This window comes from Pseudoalteromonas umbrosa (genome assembly GCF_030125375.1).
Taxonomy (GTDB): Bacteria; Pseudomonadota; Gammaproteobacteria; order Enterobacterales; family Alteromonadaceae; genus Pseudoalteromonas; species Pseudoalteromonas umbrosa.
Window position 1 is genome coordinate 416,803 of the sequence record NZ_JASJUU010000004.1, and the last position, 19,891, is coordinate 436,693.

The 19,891-nt window shown below is 42.1% G+C and carries 3 protein-coding genes (1 of these 3 cut by a window edge); all 3 read left to right on the forward strand.

Translation table 11 applies throughout. The features are described from left to right. Tightly spaced (each overlapping or abutting the next), the 3 genes in view from QNM16_RS16665 to QNM16_RS16675 form a layout consistent with a single transcriptional unit that may run on beyond the window. Nucleotides 1-6,612, forward strand: coding sequence for a non-ribosomal peptide synthetase (locus QNM16_RS16665; RefSeq protein ID WP_284021552.1), 6,612 nt, complete (start codon nucleotides 1-3; stop codon nucleotides 6,610-6,612). Continuing rightward, nucleotides 6,609-9,980, forward strand: a complete 3,372-nt coding sequence (locus QNM16_RS16670) for a non-ribosomal peptide synthetase (RefSeq protein WP_284021553.1) — start codon at nucleotides 6,609-6,611, stop codon at nucleotides 9,978-9,980. The genes QNM16_RS16665 and QNM16_RS16670 overlap by 4 nt, the downstream gene beginning before the upstream one ends. After that, nucleotides 9,977-19,891, forward strand: the 5' end (the start) of a protein-coding gene (locus QNM16_RS16675; protein ID WP_284021554.1) for a non-ribosomal peptide synthase/polyketide synthase. The gene runs 10,251 nt beyond the window's last position; the window shows 9,915 of its 20,166 coding nt (coding positions 1-9,915); its start codon is at nucleotides 9,977-9,979; its stop codon lies off the right edge, out of view. The genes QNM16_RS16670 and QNM16_RS16675 overlap by 4 nt, the downstream gene beginning before the upstream one ends.

Sequence of the window (19,891 nt, forward strand, 5' to 3'; positions counted from 1 at the left end):
ATGCAATTACTTACTTTAATTACGCGCCTGAGAGAGAGCGGCGTATCACTATCTTTGTCTAATTCACAACTGGTTTGTAAATTTCCCAAAGGCTGGGATCAACCTGAATTAAAAAAAGCTCTGATTGAGCAAAAAGAAGAAATAAAAGATGTACTGAGAAACGCAAACTCTGGCACTAAGAATGCGCAATCCCTCGATGACTTTTTACATTTAGAAGTCAAAAACAACGCAAAGAGCAATGACAGGCAAGCACCGCGTGCACTTTCCAGTGAAGAGTTAAGGCTTTGGTACTTAGACGAGGTTGAGCAAGTTGGTGCGGCAAATAATATGCCTTTACAGATTTTTAAATTTACTGGGAAGTTAGATATTGCTCAACTAGCAAAAGCACTTCACCTTATTGTAATGAGGCATGAGTCCTTAAGAACAGTGTATCGCAGCGAAAAGGGTCAACCGCAGGCTGTTGTACAAGAAGCCAACGCTCATAAGCTAATCACATTACAAAGTTCGCCAGAGGTGTTTAATTTAGTTGAGTTAGTAGAGTCAGAAAATGCAAGACGTTTTAACCTGTCTACGGGTCCATTGTTTCAGTGTACTTTGGTTGATCTAAACTGCGAAGAATATGTTTTAGTGATCGCAAAACATCATATTATTTCAGATGGGTGGTCGGTAAATATTTTAGTCTCTGAATTAGCTGAGCTTTACACTCAATTAGTGGATGGCTCTGCACTCGATATTGAGCCGTTAAAAGCCCAGTATCGAGAGTATGAAGGGGCACAATCAAAGTGGTTATTGAGTTCAGATGGAAAAGAAAAGCTGAAATTTTGGCAACAAACTTTAGAGGATATGCCGGAAAATTTAGACTTGCCAACAGATCATATTTCCTCACTTGAAGCTGGTAATGGCTCGGGCAGTATTGATGCGAAGCTTTCAGCTGAAAAGTTGGAAAAACTAAAAGCTTATTGTAAAAATCAAAAAATCACTTCATTTGTTTTTTTACTTGGCACTTTCAACATACTCTTGAGCAAGTTATCAGACAGGCAAGATTTCATTGTCGGGTGTGCCAATGGGAGTCGCCATGCAGCTTATTTAGATCACATGATTGGATGCTTTATTAATCACTTATTGATTAGGCAGCCTATTGACTGTGAGGCGACGGTAGCGGATTACTACCAAGCTCTGAAAATGCTGACCTACAGCGCATTTGAAAATCAGCAAATTCCTTATGAATGCCTTCAAGATATTGCTATTAAACAGGGTAGTAGTCAGAGCAAACTGTTCAATATCTATTTCAACTATTTAAATTACCCGACCGCAGCACCGACTTTATCTGGTTTGGAGATTGAGCAGCTAAATTTAGAGCAGCAAGCATCCAAGTTTGATATCACCCTCTATATTGAGGAGAGTGATAACGGGCTTGAGATCTCCTTCAACTTTAACAGTAATAAATTTAAAGCTGAACGTATTGCGTGCATGATGGAGCAGTATTTGCATTTGTTATCGCACATCAGTGAATCTAGTAACCAAGCAATCAACACGTTATGTTTACCCAGTGAAGAAGCCCCGTATCAGCCTTTAGAAGTGCCACATCAAGACAGCGTAATTGTGACACAATTGATGCAACGTTTTGAGCAACATAGTCAAAAAACAGCATTGAGCGATGATGACAGACAGTTGAGTTATCAATCTCTGGGTCATTGTGTTGATAATTTTGCTAATGATCTAATGGCACAGCAAGTTGGTAAGGGAGATGTCGTTGCTATTGTCACAGATCGTCAACTTGAATTGGTCCCAGCCATACTTGGCATTTTGAAAGCGGGCGCTGCATTTTGCTTGCTCCCCAATTCCCTGCCTTCAGGTATGATGTCTGATTGCTTGCAAGTAGCTAAAGCCAGTCATATAACGTCTTTAATTAGTGATGTTGATGTATCTGGATTGATTGCCAATGCAGACGTGCAGCAGATTGAATTTATGCTTAATGATACAGAACTTAGTGAGGCACCACAGTGGCCTCATGTCGATATTAATGATGTCGCTTATATTGCGTTTACATCCGGTACGACTGGTGCGAGTAAAGCGATCATGGGGGGGCATGCTTCACTTGCGACTATGTTTGAAGGCCAGATTGAGAAGTTTGGTATTACCAGCGATGATAACGCTGCCTTGTTGTCGGGGCTTGGGCATGATCCTATGCATAGAGATATTTTCCTCCCCTTACTAGCGGGTGCTCAATTGTTTATACCACCATGTGCGGCTTACGATATCGATACGCTACGTCCTTGGCTGAATCGCTGTGGTATTTCTATGTTGAATTTGACACCAACTTTAGCAAATGCGCTAGCAGGTGACGCACCTGAGTCATTGGCCTCATTAAATGCGATGATGTTGGCTGGAGAGCCTCTCTCAGCGCAAACAGTGTCACAGCTAAGGCATTATGTGCCTAATGCAAAGCTATTCAACCTCTATGGTGCAACGGAAACTCAGCAAGCTTTAGCTGTCTATGAAATCCCACTTGAATACTCACAGGGGGGCGATGTAGTGCCACTGGCACAGCAATTACAAGGTGTATCTATCAAGGTATTAAACAGCGAAGGTTTACCTTGCGGTGTTGGTGAAATAGGGAATATATGGATTGAAAGTCCATTCATTGCCCATGGCTATCTCGATGGGCAAAGCTCAGGGGGATTTGAGTTAAGTAATGATGGTAAAAAGCGTTATAAAACAGGTGATATCGGTCGCTATAACTTAGACGGTACGATTCAATATTGTGGCAGGCATGATAGACAGTTGAAGATTCGAGGTTACCGCATTGAACCATCGGCAATAGAAAATGAAGTAATGATGTTTTCGCAGGTCAGTGCCTGTCATGTGTTAGTGCATAAGGAAGCTCAAGACAACCTAGTTGCTTTTATTAAATATGCAAAATGCAGTGACGTCACGGAAAACTTGATAAGCGATATTATGGCACACCTTAAAGCGCAGTTATCAAGTGTGTGTGTACCGAGCGAAGTTGTAGTGGTGGAACAGTGGCCGTTGACTAAAAATGGCAAATTGGACCAAGAAAAGTTGTGGCAACAGTATGGCCAAAATGCAAAGCCATTAGACATGACACCTGCAGAGGGCGAAGTTGAGTTATCGCTTCAACGTATTTGGGGTGAGTTACTTAATTCAAATAGTGATATAGGCGCTGAGCAAGACTTTTTTGAAATCGGAGGTCACTCATTACTCGCTGTTAAGTTGGTCGCAAAGATTGGTGCTCAATTTGATGTACAGCTAAGTGTAGCGGATATATTTCACTATCCGACAATTCGTGCATTGGCAGGTAAAATAGAGACTGCTAGTGAGGCTACTGTACTACCACCAATACAGCGCATTGCTGAAGATGTGGCTGTGCCTTTAGCACATACGCAAGAGCGAATATGGTTTATTGACGAATTAAAAGGTGGTGCTGCTGAATATAATATTGCTTTTTCATTTAAAGTAACTGGAGAGTTCGATATCTCTTTGGCTGAAATGGCACTAAAAAAGATCATCGAGCGTCATGATATTTTAAAAACCATTTACTATGTTGATGAAGGTATCCCATATCAAAAAGTTAGATCTGCGCAGAGCTTTAAAATAACTACAAGTGAGCTGGATATTAAGGATGGGAGCGTAGAGAATTTGCTTTATGACAAAGTGGCAGAGTTTAAGGCAAAGCCCTTTGATTTGAGTCGCGATTTGTTAATAAAAGCTGATTTGATAATGCTTAATCAACAGCCAGTTCAAATGCAGAGTATTTTCACTATTGTTGTGCATCATATTGCCACAGATGGTTGGTCAATGGCGTTATTGTGGTCTGAATTTAAAGAAATATATGGCCAATTAAGCCGTCAAGAAGCGCTTTACCTTCCTGAGGTGAGTCATCAATTTAGTGATTACGCACATTGGCAAAGAGGGTTAGACAAAACGTTATTGGATAAAGAGCTAACATACTGGAAAAAGCAGCTGACTCAGGCTCCTGCATTACATAGCATACCGCTAGATTTTGAGCGAACAGCTGAGAAATCAAATGTCGCTGCTAAACTTGAGTTTAAGCTGGACCAAGAAGTCAGTTCACGTCTTGTGCAATTTGCCCGAACTAAAAAGATCACACCATTTGTTTTAGTCCATTCTATTTTATCACTGGTTGTATCTCGTAATAGTAACCAACAAGACATTGTGATCGGAACGCCTGTGGCAAATAGGCACCACACTTGTTTAGACAATACCATTGGCTTTTTTGCCAATACATTGGCGTTGAAGGTGAATACCAATATAGAGACAGTTGATGAATATATTGCACATGTAAAGCAAGTAAACATTGAAGCGCAAAGTAACCAAAATGTGCCTTTTGATATGCTAGTGGATGCTCTAGAAGTCGCTAGAAGTGCTGCTTACAACCCAGTATTTCAGATTGTTTTAGCGATGAATAATATTGAGCTGGAGAACCTGTCGTTAGACGGTTTAAATATTGAGGAACTACCTGAAAATTATAAGACAGCGTTATTTGACTTAGACTTTAATTGCTGGTTTGAAGACGATTGCTGGGCATTTAGTCTTGTGTATGACAGTGGTTTATTTACATCAGATAAAGCATCTTCGATTTTGGAACAATTAAAAACGGGCTTAACTAGCATTGTGACCGAGAATGCGACTAGGCTGCGTGACGTTAATATCTTATCTGAAGCTCAGCTAACAGAGTTAATTGTTCAGCCAACAGAATCACGTGTGACAGTAGAACACTCAATCACACCAATTGAACAATTTACACAACAGGCTGGATTGTTCCCAAATAAAGTTGCTTTGATACATGCAAATCAAACATTGAGCTATGCCCAAGTGAATGAGCATGCAACGCAATTGGCTTGTCATCTTAAATCTCTTGGGATTGAAGCAAAAGAAAAAATAGGCATAGTCGTAAACAGAAATGCGAGGAGTGTGATTGCCATACTTGCGGCGTTGAAGTTGGGGGTTACTTTCATCCCATTAGATCCTAAAGCGCCTGTGGAACGACTAAAATATCAAGCAAATGACGCACAGTTAGCTCGAATTATTGTGTGTGACGATAATGTATCTGAAGATACTTTGGATTTTGGTGAGGATTATTTACTTTATGATGAAGCGTTAATGAGGCATTTAGAAGCGAATCATTACGACACCAAAGTTTTAAATTATCAACCAATGCCAGAAGATGATGCTTATATTATTTATACGTCAGGCTCAACAGGTGCGCCAAAAGGCATACCACAAAGCAACTATAATTTACTGCGCTTATTTGAAGTGACTGAGGCGGATTTCAGTTTTAATGATCAAGATGTTTGGTTGTTATTTCATTCATTGGCGTTTGATTTTAGTGTATGGGAAATGTGGGGGGCATTATTGTTTGGTGGAACATTGGTGATCCCAGAGCACGAAAACTTATTAGATCCGGCAGTATTGAGTGAGTTATGTATCACAAATAAAGTAAGCGTACTTAATCAAACACCCAGTGCATTTAGTAACTTTGCACACTATGCGGTTGAAAATCAGCTTAGTTTCCCTCAATTGAGATACATTATTTTTGGTGGTGAAGCTTTAAAGTCTGACAGCATTGTAAATTGGGTAAGTTTTTTCGGAGATAATAAACCACAACTTGTAAATATGTACGGGATTACAGAAATAACTGTGCATGGTACGATTAAGAAGTTGAAGCGTCATGAATTAGATAATGGCTCAATTGGCCATAGTCTAAAAGATCAGACTTTTTATTTGCTTGATGAACAGCTCGCACCAGTACCTAAAGGGGCTGTGGGAGAAATTTGCATAGCTGGAGCTGGATTGGCAAAAGGCTATTTAGGTTTACCCGAGGTGACACAAAGACAGTTTGTTGATAACCCATACGGTCAGGTAAAAGAAAAAATATACCGTAGTGGCGACTTGGCCCGTTACTTAGATAACGGAGAGTTACAATATATGGGCCGCAAAGATAGTCAGGTTAAACTGCGAGGGTTCCGTATTGAGCTGCTTGAAATTGAGAGAAAAATACTTGCAGTAGAGGGGGTTGTTGACGCCTTTGTAAGGGTGGTTGAGTCGGCAAATAAGATTGAAAATATAGCAGCATACGTTGTATGCTCAGCTGAAATTGATCATGAAACATGGACTGCGAAGCTAAGAGAAGCCTTGTCAGATTCTCTACCAAGCTACATGGTTCCTACGTTTTTCGCGATACTCGACAATTTGCCAAAAAACATTAATGGCAAAATTGATACAGCAAAATTACCGGCCATTGAAAGCACAGAAATGGCTAAAGGTTTTCGAGTGCCCGTTACACAAGAAGAAAAATGGGTTGCGCAAGCGACTGCAAAGGTATTGGGTGTCGAGACAAGTGCAATAAATTTAAATGTTGGCTTTTTTGAGCTCGGTGGAAATTCATTGTTAGCAATTAGAATGTTAGCTGAACTGTCTGCATTGAGCGGAATACAAGTGACGATTACAGAATTTTTAAATATAACCGAATTGGGCGATGTTGCTAAATTTGTGGAAGCGGAAATAGAACTGCTTGATCTTCAAACACAACTGGCCCAAGGAGAAATAAAAGGAGAAGGGGTCTTATGATGTTAGCTCAGTTAGTGGTTGAAGCTAGCCGTCAGGGAGTACTACTTTATGAACAAGATGGTCAGCTAAAATATAAACTTAAAGTCGACCATTTCCCTGAGCAAATAAAATCTGAAATTCAGCAGAATAAAACTGAATTGATTAGCTTCCTAAGAAAAAGAAAGTTAAACCAACGCAAGGCGACAATCCCGGTTTTTGAAAATAAAGATCTAAACCGGGTCCCCTTGACCCCATCACAGCAAGGTATTTGGTTGGCTCAACAGTTATCACCGGATAGCAATAAGTATGTGATGTCTTTTGAGTTAGCCGTTGAAGGTGAGTTTGATGCAAATATTGCTGAACGTGCCTTTAATGAAATTATTTCACGACATGAAGTCTTAAGAGCAAACTTTTATGTTGATAATGGCGTGCCATTTCAGAGAATTCACTCTGATGTGGCATTCGCATTGGAGCGAGAACAGGTTGGTGAGGCACAGGGTTTGGATGATCCTGTACTGCATCAACATGCCAGCGCTTTTAGAGGGCTCCCCTTTGACTTAACTCATGATATTCTCATCAGAGCTAAACACCTAGAAATCGGCCCTAACAAAGGGCTGCTTTTATTTGGTGTCCACCACTTAATTGCTGATGGATGGTCGATTTCAGTCATCATGAAAGAGTTCATTGCACATTATAAATCTATTGCACTGAGTCGCCATTGTGATTTACCTGAGTTGAGTGTTCAATTCAGTGATGTGTGTTTATGGCAGCAGCAAAAAGCGGAGTCATCTGAATATCAGGATGGGCTTGATTATTGGCAGCAGCGTTTGGACGGAATACCGCCTGTGAGCTCTTTACCGCTTGATAATGCGCGTCAAGGAAAAAGGGTTGGCGGACAGCTAACACAGCAATTAGCACCTGATTTAGTGCAACGCATGAAACAGTATTGCGCCAAGCATGACACAACCTTATTCATTTTGCTTAAAACCCTTTTTGCGTTGCATTTAGGGCGTGTTACGCGAGAAACCGATGTGGTAATCGGGGCGCCTGATTCAGGTCGAAGCCACGAACAAGCACAGTCCATGATAGGTTTGTTCTTGCAAACTAGGGTGATGAGAACCCAATTTGATGATAACCCATCATTTAGTGAGCTTTTACAGCGCTCCAAAGAGTACTTTATTGCTGACTCGAAGTATTTAGATATTCCTTTCGAAACCTTAGTGGCGCAAGTAAATCCAACAAGAGAGCGCTTTATCTCCCCTGTTTTTCAGGTTTTAATTAATTTTGATGCTATGTTGCCGTTTAATGACGGGTTAGATAATGTCACTTTCCAAAGTGTTGAAGGCCATGAGTTGGAGAATAAGTTTGATTTAACCTTGTATTTCAGCGAGTCTGAGCAAGGTGCATTGGACGTTTGCTGGGTCTACGATGCAGCCATATTCGATGCAGAGTCAATTCGTACTAACCAGAGTGAGTTTATACACTTAATAACAAACTGCATTGAACATGAAACGCGACCTGTCTTATCACACCCTTGGTCCTCTCCATATGTAGTGACTCCTAAAAAGTCTTTGCAGCAGCCCCCATCGGTTGTTGAGTTGTTTTTGCAGCAAGTCGCAAAAGTACCGAATCATGTTGCACTAAGGAGTGATGAAGCGTGCTACACCTATACACAGTTAAATACGCTTGTTAATAAGGCATGTTCAGTATTAGAGCAGTCATATAATATTTCGCGTGGTCACCGGGTTGCAATTGCAACCAGTCGAGATGAATACAGGATTGTATACATGTTGGCTATATTAAAGTTGTCATGCACGTATATCCCCATCAGTGAAGAGTTACCACGCAATCGTGTTGAGTTCATTCTTAAAGATGCAGAAGCAGATCTCGTTATTGTTGATGACCAAATTTGGTCGCAGTTTGAGCTAACTTGTTACAACGTGAAACAGAGTAAATTTTTGGCTGAACTGACGCTGGCTGAAGATAAAGAGCCTGCCATCGAACATAGAGAGGGAGATGATATTGCCCATATCATCTACACCTCAGGCTCAACTGGTCAGCCAAAAGGCGTATTAGGTACATTTCAGGCTACTGCAAATAGAATTCAGTGGATGATATCTAAGTGGCCATTTTCAGCAGACGAAGTCACGGCGCATATTACATCTTGTGCGTTTATTCGTGGGATATGGGAAGTATTGACGCCATTGTGCGCAGGTAGCACATTGACGTTGTTTAAGCGCAGCGTGGTGAAAGATGTCAACGCGTTTGCCGAGCAACTGTCAGCGCGCAATGTGAGCCGTATCGTGACGGCTCCCAGTTTAGTAAATGGCATCTTACATTTATCTGACACAGTGCGATCACAGATAAATGATACATTGAAATACTGGTTTGTAAGTGGTGAACCGTTCCCTGTACAGCTGGCATCTAAAGCACTTAATCAGATGCCAGCGGTCGAGTTTTATAATTTATATGGCTCTACAGAAGTGATGTCAGATGTAATGTGGAGCAAAGTGGCCGTGTCAGCATCACAAAGTCGTTTACCAATTGGCGAAGTGATAGAGCATGTGGGGGCGTATATTGCGGATACCAATGCAAATCCAGTTGCGCCTGGAGCCATCGGGGAAATTGTTATCACTGGTGCTGCGTTAGCCAGAGGGTATACCCAGAATGCCACCGGTGGATTTTCTTCTTCTCTGCAGGGGCCAGTCTACCATACGGGAGATTTAGGTCGTGTTGACCTGCAAGGTCGGTTTGAATGTTTTGGCAGGCAAGATGATCAAATTAAAATTCGCGGTTACAGAGTAGAGCTTGGGGAAATATTAAGCCATTTACTAAAAGTGTCAGAGGTCAAATCCGCTGCTGTGATCCCTTTGATAAATGACGACAGTGATGCCTCCAGAATTATTGCTTATGTCGTATCGCCAACTTTTGACGAGCAAAGAATTAAGCAGGCTTTGTTAAAAGAGCTACCGCATTATTTCGTGCCTAGCACTATCGTGTCTGTTGACGCTATTCCAACGAAAGAAAATGGAAAAGTAGATAAACAGGCGTTATTGGCACTTGGGGTGGTTTCAAATGTGACAGAGATTGTACCCCCTGAAACTGACAGTGAAACGAAATTAAATGAGATTTGGGCTGCGTTACTTCAGGTCGACGCGAGTTCTATTAGTGTCACATCAAGCTTTTTTGAAGCAGGTGGTAATTCCTTACTTGCTTCTAGGTTAGTTGCCGTAATCAATGATGAATTCAATGTTAATTTGTCCTTAAAACAACTCTTTGAGTTTCCTACCATCAGAGAGGGCGCAGGCCTGCTCGAAGATTTGGAAGCTTTGCAAACAGAACAGAACAATCAATTAGAATCAACAGAATATGAGGAGTTTTCGCTATGACGATGAGGGAAGTGTATTTAAAACTAAAAGAGCATGGCGTGGTCTTCGATAGAAAAGCAGATTCAACAATTAGCCTTAAGGTACCCAAGGATTTAAATTCAGATATAAAAGCGTTACTTATAAACAATAAAGATGAATTAAAGGGTTACATTGAAGCGCTATATAAGCTAAGTACACAAGCTACGACGATCCCGAAAAGAGCACAACAGCAAGCTAAGGCACTTCCATCTTTTGCACAGCAGAGACTTTGGTTTATTGATTCAATTAATAAGGGGTCAACTGAATATAACATGCAGTTGATCTTCCATGTTCAAGGAAACTTCAGCCCGAGCAATGCACAGCAAGCTTTTGCCCGAATCATCGAACGACATGAGGTTTTACGAACTGTTTATCATGAAGATGATGGGGTGCTCTTTCAGCATATTCTGAATGCCGATGAAAATGAGTTTGAACTAGAGCTACATGATTTAAGCCATATTGGCAGCGAAAGTGATAGACAGACGGCGAGTGATGAATTAGTTGAACGAGATAAACGCAAGGCCTTTAACCTAGCAAGCGATTTAATGCTACGAGCAAGCTACATCAAATTCGACGATGAGCATGGTTTGATGGTGGTATCAATGCACCACATTGCAAGTGATGGTTGGTCGTTTCAAGTACTGCGTCGTGACTTTTACGAATTATACTCTGCCTTGTGCTCAACGCGTGAAGCCGCATTGCCAGAATTAGAATTACAATATGCTGATTATGCAGCTTGGCAAAGAGAGCATGTCGGTACGAAAGAGCTGGAATCTCAGCTTAATTATTGGGACGGTCACTTACAAGACATCCCTTCTGTGCATAGGCTCCCCTTAAAAGAAGAGAGACCAGCAGTTAAACAGAATCAAGGGGAGACGTTTACTAAGCATTATGGTTCAAATATCGCAACAACATTACTAAACTTTGCGAAAAAACATAATATTACGCCTTTTATGTTACTTCATGGAGCGCTTGCTCTCCTATTCGCAAGGCATGGAAACACCAATGATGTCGTGATTGGCACACCGATTGCCAATCGAAGCCAAGCTGAGTTGAACGCGTTAATAGGGTTTTTTGTCAACACAATGGTACTGCGGGTGGGGACTGACGCTCCAGATTTGAAAAGCTACTTATCTCATGTCAGACAAGTTCACAGTGATCTTCAGGCAAACCAAGATGTGCCATTCGACAGAGTACTTGAGCGGATCAAAGTTGAACGAAGTCAATCCTTCTCCCCGCTATTTCAAATTCTACTAACGATAAACAATGACTTTCAGTTTGAGGAAAATGAAGCTGAGATTGAAGCTTCTGATATAGAGTTTACAACTGTTAAGAATACCAAGGCGTTTGTTAAATTTGACTTAGAAGTGGATTTAAATATTAACGCAGATGGCCTGAGCATTACGTGGAATTATGACACGAGTCTATTCTCAGATAGTTATATGCAGACATTGAGTGATGGATATCAGTTATTACTAAGTGCATTAGTTCGCTTGGAACAAGGTGATCCTATTTCGGATCTACCATTTCAGCCAGAACCAGAGCGGCAGTACTTGATTAAAGATCTGAATAACAGTGTATTACCATATGATAAAAGAGAATTACTTCACCAACTTATAGAGCAACAGGCACAACAAAACCCAGAAAAAGTTGCGATAGAATTTGGCGATACACAACTTACCTTCAAGGAATTTAATCATCACGCAAATGCAATGGCGAAAGAGCTGCTTCAAGGCGGTTTAAAAAGAGGGGATATTGTTGGCTTGTGTGGTCAGCGCTCTCTCGAGCTTATAGTTAGCTTAGTGGGTATTTTAAAAGCGGGTGGAGCATTTGTTTCTCTAGACCCTAAGTACCCTGCAGACCGTATCGAGTTTATGATCGAAGATACCAAACTTGAACATCTGATTGTGACGCAAGGACATGGTCTCCAATCGACGACGCTTGAAAAGGTCCATGTTATAGAAGCTCGTCTCACGCATGAGACAAATGAAATCGTTCTTCCTACATTGCCTAGAAGTGAAGAGCCAGAGCTGGCTTATATTTTCTATACATCGGGCTCAACAGGCCTACCAAAAGGTGTTATGGTGAGCCATCAAAATGCCTTGAGTTTGCTTCGATGGACAGAGCAAGCATATTCACCTGAAGAATTAGACCGTATCTTGGCTTCGACCTCTCTCAACTTTGATTTATCAATATTCGAGATATTTACCCCACTGTGTTTTGGCTATCAATGTATTTTAGTCGAAAATGCCATGTCATTATTAACCGAGTCTGTCGATGTCTCTTTAGTCAATACCGTACCATCAGCTGCAAGAGCGTTAGTTGAAAATGACGCGATCCCTTCAGGGACCAAAATTGTTAACTTGTGTGGAGAGCCATTAAAAGCTGATTTAGTTAATGGCATTTTAGGTACCGGCTGCCCACTTGTTTGTAATTTATATGGACCTTCTGAAGACACGACTTATTCGACCTTTATGCGATTTGACTCTGAATTAAACAGAGTTCCCGAAATAGGTAAAGTGATTTCAAATAGCCAAGTTTATGTGCTTGATGAAGCACAGCGGTTACTGCCATTTGGTACTGTGGGTGAGTTATACCTTGGTGGTGATGGTGTCGCTATGGGCTATCTAAATCGTCAAGAGCTAACTGCAGAGCGCTTTATCGATAACCCTTTTGGTAGTGGCAAAATATATAAGACAGGTGATTTAGTACGCTATAAAAGTGATGGTAATTTAGAATTCTTAGGGCGAGAAGATGAGCAAGTAAAAATTCGTGGTTTCCGTATCGAATTAGGAGAGATTGAACATGCTCTGATCCAATCAGCTAGTGTTGTAAGTAGTGTTGTGATTGCTCAAGATTATGAGCATGGCAAGCGCTTAGTCGGTTATATTGAAGCGTCATCTGAACATAATCTAGAGGTTGAGCAGCTGCGTGATCAGCTCCGTCAGCGTTTACCCGAACATATGATCCCAAGTTTATTAATAGAAATTGATAAATGGCCGCTTACGCCCAATGGAAAGATAGATAAAAAAGCATTACCGGCACCTACTTCAGGTGTATTGAGCTCTCATGAACATACCGAAGCCGAAAGTGAGGTAGAGCAAAAGCTACAAGCATTATGGGCGACATTGTTACAATTACCAGAATCGGAAGTGAGTGTAACAGCAAACTTTTTTGAACTGGGTGGGGATTCTATTCTATCGATTCAGCTGGTTTCACGTGCAGCTAAGCAAGGTCTTCACTTTAGTGTTAAAACACTGTTTGATGCACCAACCATTAGATTATTGGCTCAGCAGGTACGCGCTGAACAGCTTTATGACGCCGCTCCTGAAAAAGTGGAAGGAGAGATTGTATTACTCCCAATTCAACAAGCGTTACTTGCGGATAAAACGGATTGGCACCATGTCAATCAGGCTGTGATGTTGAAAATGTCTCCTAACTTCGATGAGCAGTGTTTGCCCATGCTTATTAAAGCGCTTTATCAAAAACATGACGCTTTGCGTTTGCAGTTTTCAGAATCATCAGGGGCGTGGACGGGCACGTATAAAGCTTTAGATGACGCACTGATTAACGCAGCAATCGACATCAGAGAAAAGCCTCAAGGTGGCTGGGAGACCTTGGCTGCCGAGGCGAGCGAAATTCAGGCTAGCTTAAAACCTGATGAAGGTGAGCTGACGAGAGTTGTTTATTGGTCTGGCAATGAAGATGAATCAGGGCGATTGTTGATAGTAGTACATCACCTTGCTGTAGATGGTGTTTCTTGGCGTATTCTGTTGGATGACTTGAGTTTACTTTATACCCAATGGCAAGCTGGCAATGATTTAGATTTATCTGGCAAAACATCTTCTTACCAACAGTGGGGAGCATTTTTACAAGAGTATGCGCAAAGCGAAGAGCTGGCAAAAGAGCAGGCGTATTGGCATGACGTGGTGAATAAGCCAAGTGTAGATTTGGTAGGAGTACAGCGCAAATTAGAGCTAGGTGATTTATCGGATCAAGGCTTATCTATCGGAACGCACTTTAAATTGGATAGGGCTGCGACACAATATTTATTGTCCACTTGCCAAAATAGTTATCGAACTCATATCAATGAAACGCTTTTAGCAAGTTTACTTTTAGGTGTTGCTCGCTGGAGTGGAGCTTCATCCCTGCGTGTCGACTTAGAAGGTCACGGGCGAGAAGTGTTGACTGATAGCATAGATCTCAGCCAGACAGTTGGTTGGTTTACAAGTATCTATCCATTACACCTGTCGATGGAGTCCGAGTCTAATATTGGTCAAATAATCAATCGTGTTAAAACTGCATATCGTACATTACCCAATAATGGTATTGGCTATGGTCTATTGCAGTCCTTGGCTCAAGATCCTGTGCTCGCAGATGCCGGAACGGCACCTATCCTATTCAATTATCTTGGTCAGTTTGATCAAGTGCTTAATGAAAACCCAATATTTAGTATTGCCGATGAAGGTGCTGGGCGGTCTGTGAGCGCTAACCGTAAGCGCAGTCATGGGTTGACTCTGAATGGATTGGTGAATGACGGATGCTTAGAATTTGAGTTGACCGCAGATGCTCAGCGCTATCATGCGCAAGCTATTAATGGTTTTATGGCTTCATTCCAAGCCGCTTTGGAGGAAGTGATTGCTCACTGTGTTGAGGTTGAGAATGGTACTTATGCGGCGATAGATTTTCCTCTTTGTGATGTGAGTGACGAGCAAGTTGTGGACTGGTGTCAAGATCATAAAGTGGCAGACTTATACCCGGCTACTGGTACACAGCAAGGTTTGTTGTTCCACAGTATGCTGGATAAGGGGAGTTATATAACTCAGACATTAGTGGAGTTTAGAGACTTAGATGTTGAGCGCTTTAAACAAGCTTGGACTATGGTGATTGAGCGCCATGATACGTTACGAGCTGGGTTTGTAGGGTTTGACTCTGGTCGCATTCATCAAATGGTCATGCAGTCTACACAAGCCCCATGGCAAGAGTTTGACTGGCAAAATGAGAGTGCTCAAGCCAAAGAGTCGCTATTGGCTGAATTTTTGAAAGAAGACAAGGCGAATGGCTTTGAAATTGACCGAGCACCGCTAATGAGATTTAGCCTATTTAATTGCGGTGAGGCCGGGTATAAATGGGTTTGGTCACACCATCATGCGCTAATGGACGGCTGGTGTTTACCTATTATTTTTACAGAAGTGACAGAGTGTTATCGAGCGTTAGGGGCTGCGCAAAAGCCTTCTTTGGCTGCAGTATCTAATTATGGAGATTATGTTGCTTGGCTGGCTAAGCAAGACAAAGAGCAAAGCTTGAATTACTGGCGCGATGTGTTGTCACAAGTGAATTCCTCAACGCCTTTACCTTTGGTTACGGGTAATAAAAAATCAAGCAAGGCTGGAGATTCGTTACGTCATGTATTTAGATTGAGTGAAAGTGAAACTGCAGATTTGGTGCAACTTGCAAAAGAAACCCAAACTACAGTCAGTGTTATTTTGCAAGGTGCTTGGTCTTTACTGCTTTCTCGTTACAGCGGTGAATCTCGGGTTGTCTTTGGTGCGACAACATCTGGCCGACCTGCGGAGTTAGTGGGTGTAGAACAAATGGTTGGCTTATTTATCAATAGTATACCGGTTGTTGTCGATACCCAAACCGACCTCAGTGTTAGCCAATGGTTGAAGTCATTGCACAGTGCTCAAGCTCATAGAGAGCAGCATAGCTATATTCCATTGACTGAGATCCAAGGGCAATCTCACCAGAATCTATTTGATAGCTTAGTCGTATTTGAAAACTATCCTGTTAACGAAGCGATAGGCGAGCGCTTAAATGAAGCATCGCTCCCTGTTGAGTTAGTGAGAACCATTGAAGAAACAAGCTATGGTGTGACGTTAACAGCCAGCCATCAGGATGTATTAACCTTACAATTACAGTCTTTGATTGAGGGCTATAGTGAGCACACACTTCTTACTTTGGCGGAAGATTTAAAGACGTTATTAAAGAACATGGTATTGGCACAAGATAAACCTCTTGAGAGTGTTGAAATTGTGTCGACAACAGCACAACAGCACCTAGTCGAGCAGCTGAATCTAAACTCTTTAGAATATGACGACACCATGCTGATGCATCACTTGATAGAGCGTCAAGCTGAAGAAAATCCAGATAAAATAGCAATCGAATTTAACAAGACTCAGTTAACGTTTAAAGAGTTTAATCATCATGCCAATGTACTTGCAAAGGCCCTCATTGACGGTGGTTTAAGACGGGGAGATATAGTTGGTTTATGTGGTCAGCGCTCACTGGAGTTAATTGTAGGCTTAGTGGGAATTTTGAAAGCTGGTGGAGCATTTGTATCTCTGGACCCGAAATACCCAACTGAACGCATTGAGTTTATGATCCAAGATACTGGGCTCAAGCACCTAGTCGTAACGTCAGGGCATGGCCTATCGGATAGTACATTGACCACAGTTCGTGTACACGAAGCTTCATTGAGTACAATGACAGATACTGTCACGTTACCAGAGCAAGCTGAACGGGTTGCAACTGAATTGGCCTATGTTATTTATACCTCAGGTTCAACAGGGCAACCAAAAGGCGTTATGATAAGTCATAAAAACGCGTTAAGTATGCTCAATTGGGCTGCACAGACATATTCTCCTGAAGAGCTTGAGCGTGTTTTAGCATCTACATCATTGAACTTTGATCTATCAATTTTCGAAATATTTACACCGCTGTGTTTTGGTTACCAGTGTGTACTTGTTGAAAATGCAGTATCACTGTTAGAGCGTCCAGTGGCAGTGTCATTGATCAATACTGTGCCATCTGCTGCACGTGCATTGGTCGAGAGTGATGGGATCCCACAGAGTGTCAAAGTCGTTAACTTAGCGGGAGAGCCTTTAAAATCAGAATTAGTAAATCGTATATTGGCTTCAGGGTGTCCTGCGGTTTGTAACTTATATGGACCATCTGAAGATACGACTTATTCAACCTATGCGCGATTTGAATCTGAAATAACAAGGGTGCCAGAAATTGGCAAAGTATTGGCAAACAGCCAAGCCTATATCCTAGATAGTGCACAGAGGTTATTGCCATTTGGCGCTGTAGGTGAACTATATTTAGGTGGTGATGGTGTTACACAAGGCTATCTCAATAGAGCCGAGTTGACCGCAGAGCGTTACCTTAACAACCCATTTGGTATAGGTCGCCTCTATCGTACTGGGGATTTAGTGCGCTATCGTCAGGATGGAAATTTAGAGTTTTTAGGGCGTCAAGACGAACAGATAAAAGTACGTGGCTTCCGTATCGAACTCGGTGAAATTGAGCATGCAATTTCACAATGTTCGGGTGTTGCGAGCAATGTTGTGATTGCTCAAGAACATGAACAAGGCAAGCGTTTGATTGGCTATGTTGAAGCAGCTACAGATCAGAGTTTAGATGTCGAAGTACTGCGTGAGACATTAAGAAAACGTTTACCGGAGCATATGTTGCCAAGCTTATTCGTAGAAGTACAAGCGTGGCCATTAACTCCAAATGGTAAAATAGATAAAAAAGCCTTACCAGCTCCTGACTCAGGTGTGTTGAGTGGTGTGTATGTTGCGCCAGAGAATGATGTTGAAAAGCAGTTACAATTGTTGTGGTCAGATCTACTTCAGCTGTCCACCTCTCAAATTAGTACTACCGCGAATTTCTTTGAGCTTGGTGGCGATTCTATTCTGTCCATTCAATTGGTTTCACGCGCCGCTAAGCAAGGACTTCACTTTAGTGTTAAAGCATTGTTTGATGCGCCATCTATTCGTTTACTTGCTAAAGAGGTTAAATCTGGGCGCTTAATTGAAGCTCCTCAAGGCAATGTTGATGGTGAAATTGTGCTGCTACCAATTCAACAAGAACTACTGGCAGATAAAACAGGTTGGCATCATGTTAATCAGGCGGTGATGTTAGAAACACCTGTCGCGTTTGATAGCCAGTGTCTTGAGGAAATGGTTACAGCGCTTTATCGCAGACACGATGCACTGCGCTTGCAATTTACAGAGCAAGCAGGGACTTGGGTCGGTAAGCACAAAAGCATTAACCAAGCGCTGATCCAAGAAGCATTTGAGATTAGACAAAAGCCAGAGGGTGGGTGGTCTGAGCTAAGTGCCCAAGCCAGTGAAATTCAAGCAAGCTTAAACCCACAATTAGCGCAGTTAGTGAAGGTGGTTCACTGGTCAGCAGGAGAGGCAGAAAAAGGGCGTTTACTACTGGTTATACATCATTTGGCGGTTGATGGTGTGTCTTGGCGAGTGCTGTTAGACGATTTAAGCCAATTGTATGCCCAATGGCAGCGCGGTGATGCTTTGAATTTAGCTGAGAAAACCTCGTCTTATCAGCAGTGGGGAGCATTTCTGAAAAGTTATGCGCAAAGTGAAAGTATCGCCAGTGAACAGGCTTACTGGCATCAGGTTGTGAGTTTACCAAGTGGTGATCCTGCCAAAGCTCAACAAGCATTGGGTTGGGTTAATCCACCACAGCAAGATAAACCGGTTGGCACGCACTTTAGACTTGATAAAGCGCTAACTCAGCAACTCTTATCAAGCTGCCAAAATAGTTATAGAACACAGATTAATGAAACTTTACTTGCAGCGTTATTACTGGCTGTAGAGCGCTGGAGTGGGGGGGCTGAACTTCGAATAGACTTAGAAGGGCACGGTCGTGAGGCGTTGACAGATACGCTTGATTTGAGTCAGACAGTAGGGTGGTTCACTAGTCTATATCCATTGCACTTATCTATGCCATCTGAGGCAGGTATTGGTGCGGTTATTAACCGTGTTAAAACAGCCTATCGCAGTTTGCCAAATAAAGGGATCGGATATGGTGTACTTAAACATCTTACTAAGGACCCGATACTGGTTGAAGCGGATGCAGCCCCTATTCTGTTTAATTATCTTGGTCAATTTGACCAGGTCTTAAATGACAATTCTACATTTGGTATTGCCTCAGAGGGGGCTGGTCGCTCAGTGAGTGCTGAGCGAAAGCGAAGTCATGGTTTAACGCTGAACGGCTTGGTGACTGAAGGGTGTTTAGAGTTTGAATTCACAGGTGATGGTCACCTGTATCATTTAGATGCGTTGAAAGAGTTAACCGCGAGTTATAAAGCTGCGTTAGAGGATGTCATCGCGCATTGTATGGTAGTTGAACGCGGAGCCTATGCTGCGATAGATTTTCCACTGTGTACCGCCAGCGATGAAGCCGTATCAAATTGGTGTGAAACATCTCATGTCACAGATTTATATCCTGCAACTGGCACGCAGCAGGGCATGTTATTCCATAGCATGTTGGATAAAGGCAGCTATGTGACTCAGGCAATGGTAGAGTTTAAGGCACTTGATGTGGCACGTTTTAAACAAGCTTGGTCGATGGTGATTGCACGCCATGATATTTTGCGAACTGGGTTTGTTGGCTTGGATACTGGGCATATGCATCAATTGGTTGTTGAATCTGCAGACGCTCAGTGGCAAGAATTTGATTGGAGAAACAGTAGTCAAGCGCAAATAGATACACAGCTATCAGCGTTTTTAATTACAGATAAATCACAAGGCTTTGACGTGAGTAATGCGCCGCTCATGCGATTTAGTTTATTTGACTGTGGTGATGCTGGATATCGGTGGGTTTGGTCGCATCATCATGCCTTGATGGATGGCTGGTGTTTACCTTTGATATTTTCAGAGGTGACAGAATGCTATCGAGCGCTTGGTGTTGCTCAAGAGCCACAGTTAGCGCCTGTGTCACGTTATGCTGGATATGTGCAGTGGCTAGCCAAGCAAGATAAAGCACAGAGTATAAAATACTGGCAGGAGACGTTATCTACAGTGACAGGTGCTACACCTTTACCGTTAATATCCAGCAATGTGCAAACGCGCAAATTG

Coding starts and splice junctions, on each gene's coding strand:
- QNM16_RS16670 (WP_284021553.1), top strand. CDS start 6,609: ATGATGTTAGCTCAGTTAGTGGTTGAAGCTAGCCGTCAGGGAGTACTA.
- QNM16_RS16665 (WP_284021552.1), top strand. CDS start 1: ATGCAATTACTTACTTTAATTACGCGCCTGAGAGAGAGCGGCGTATCA.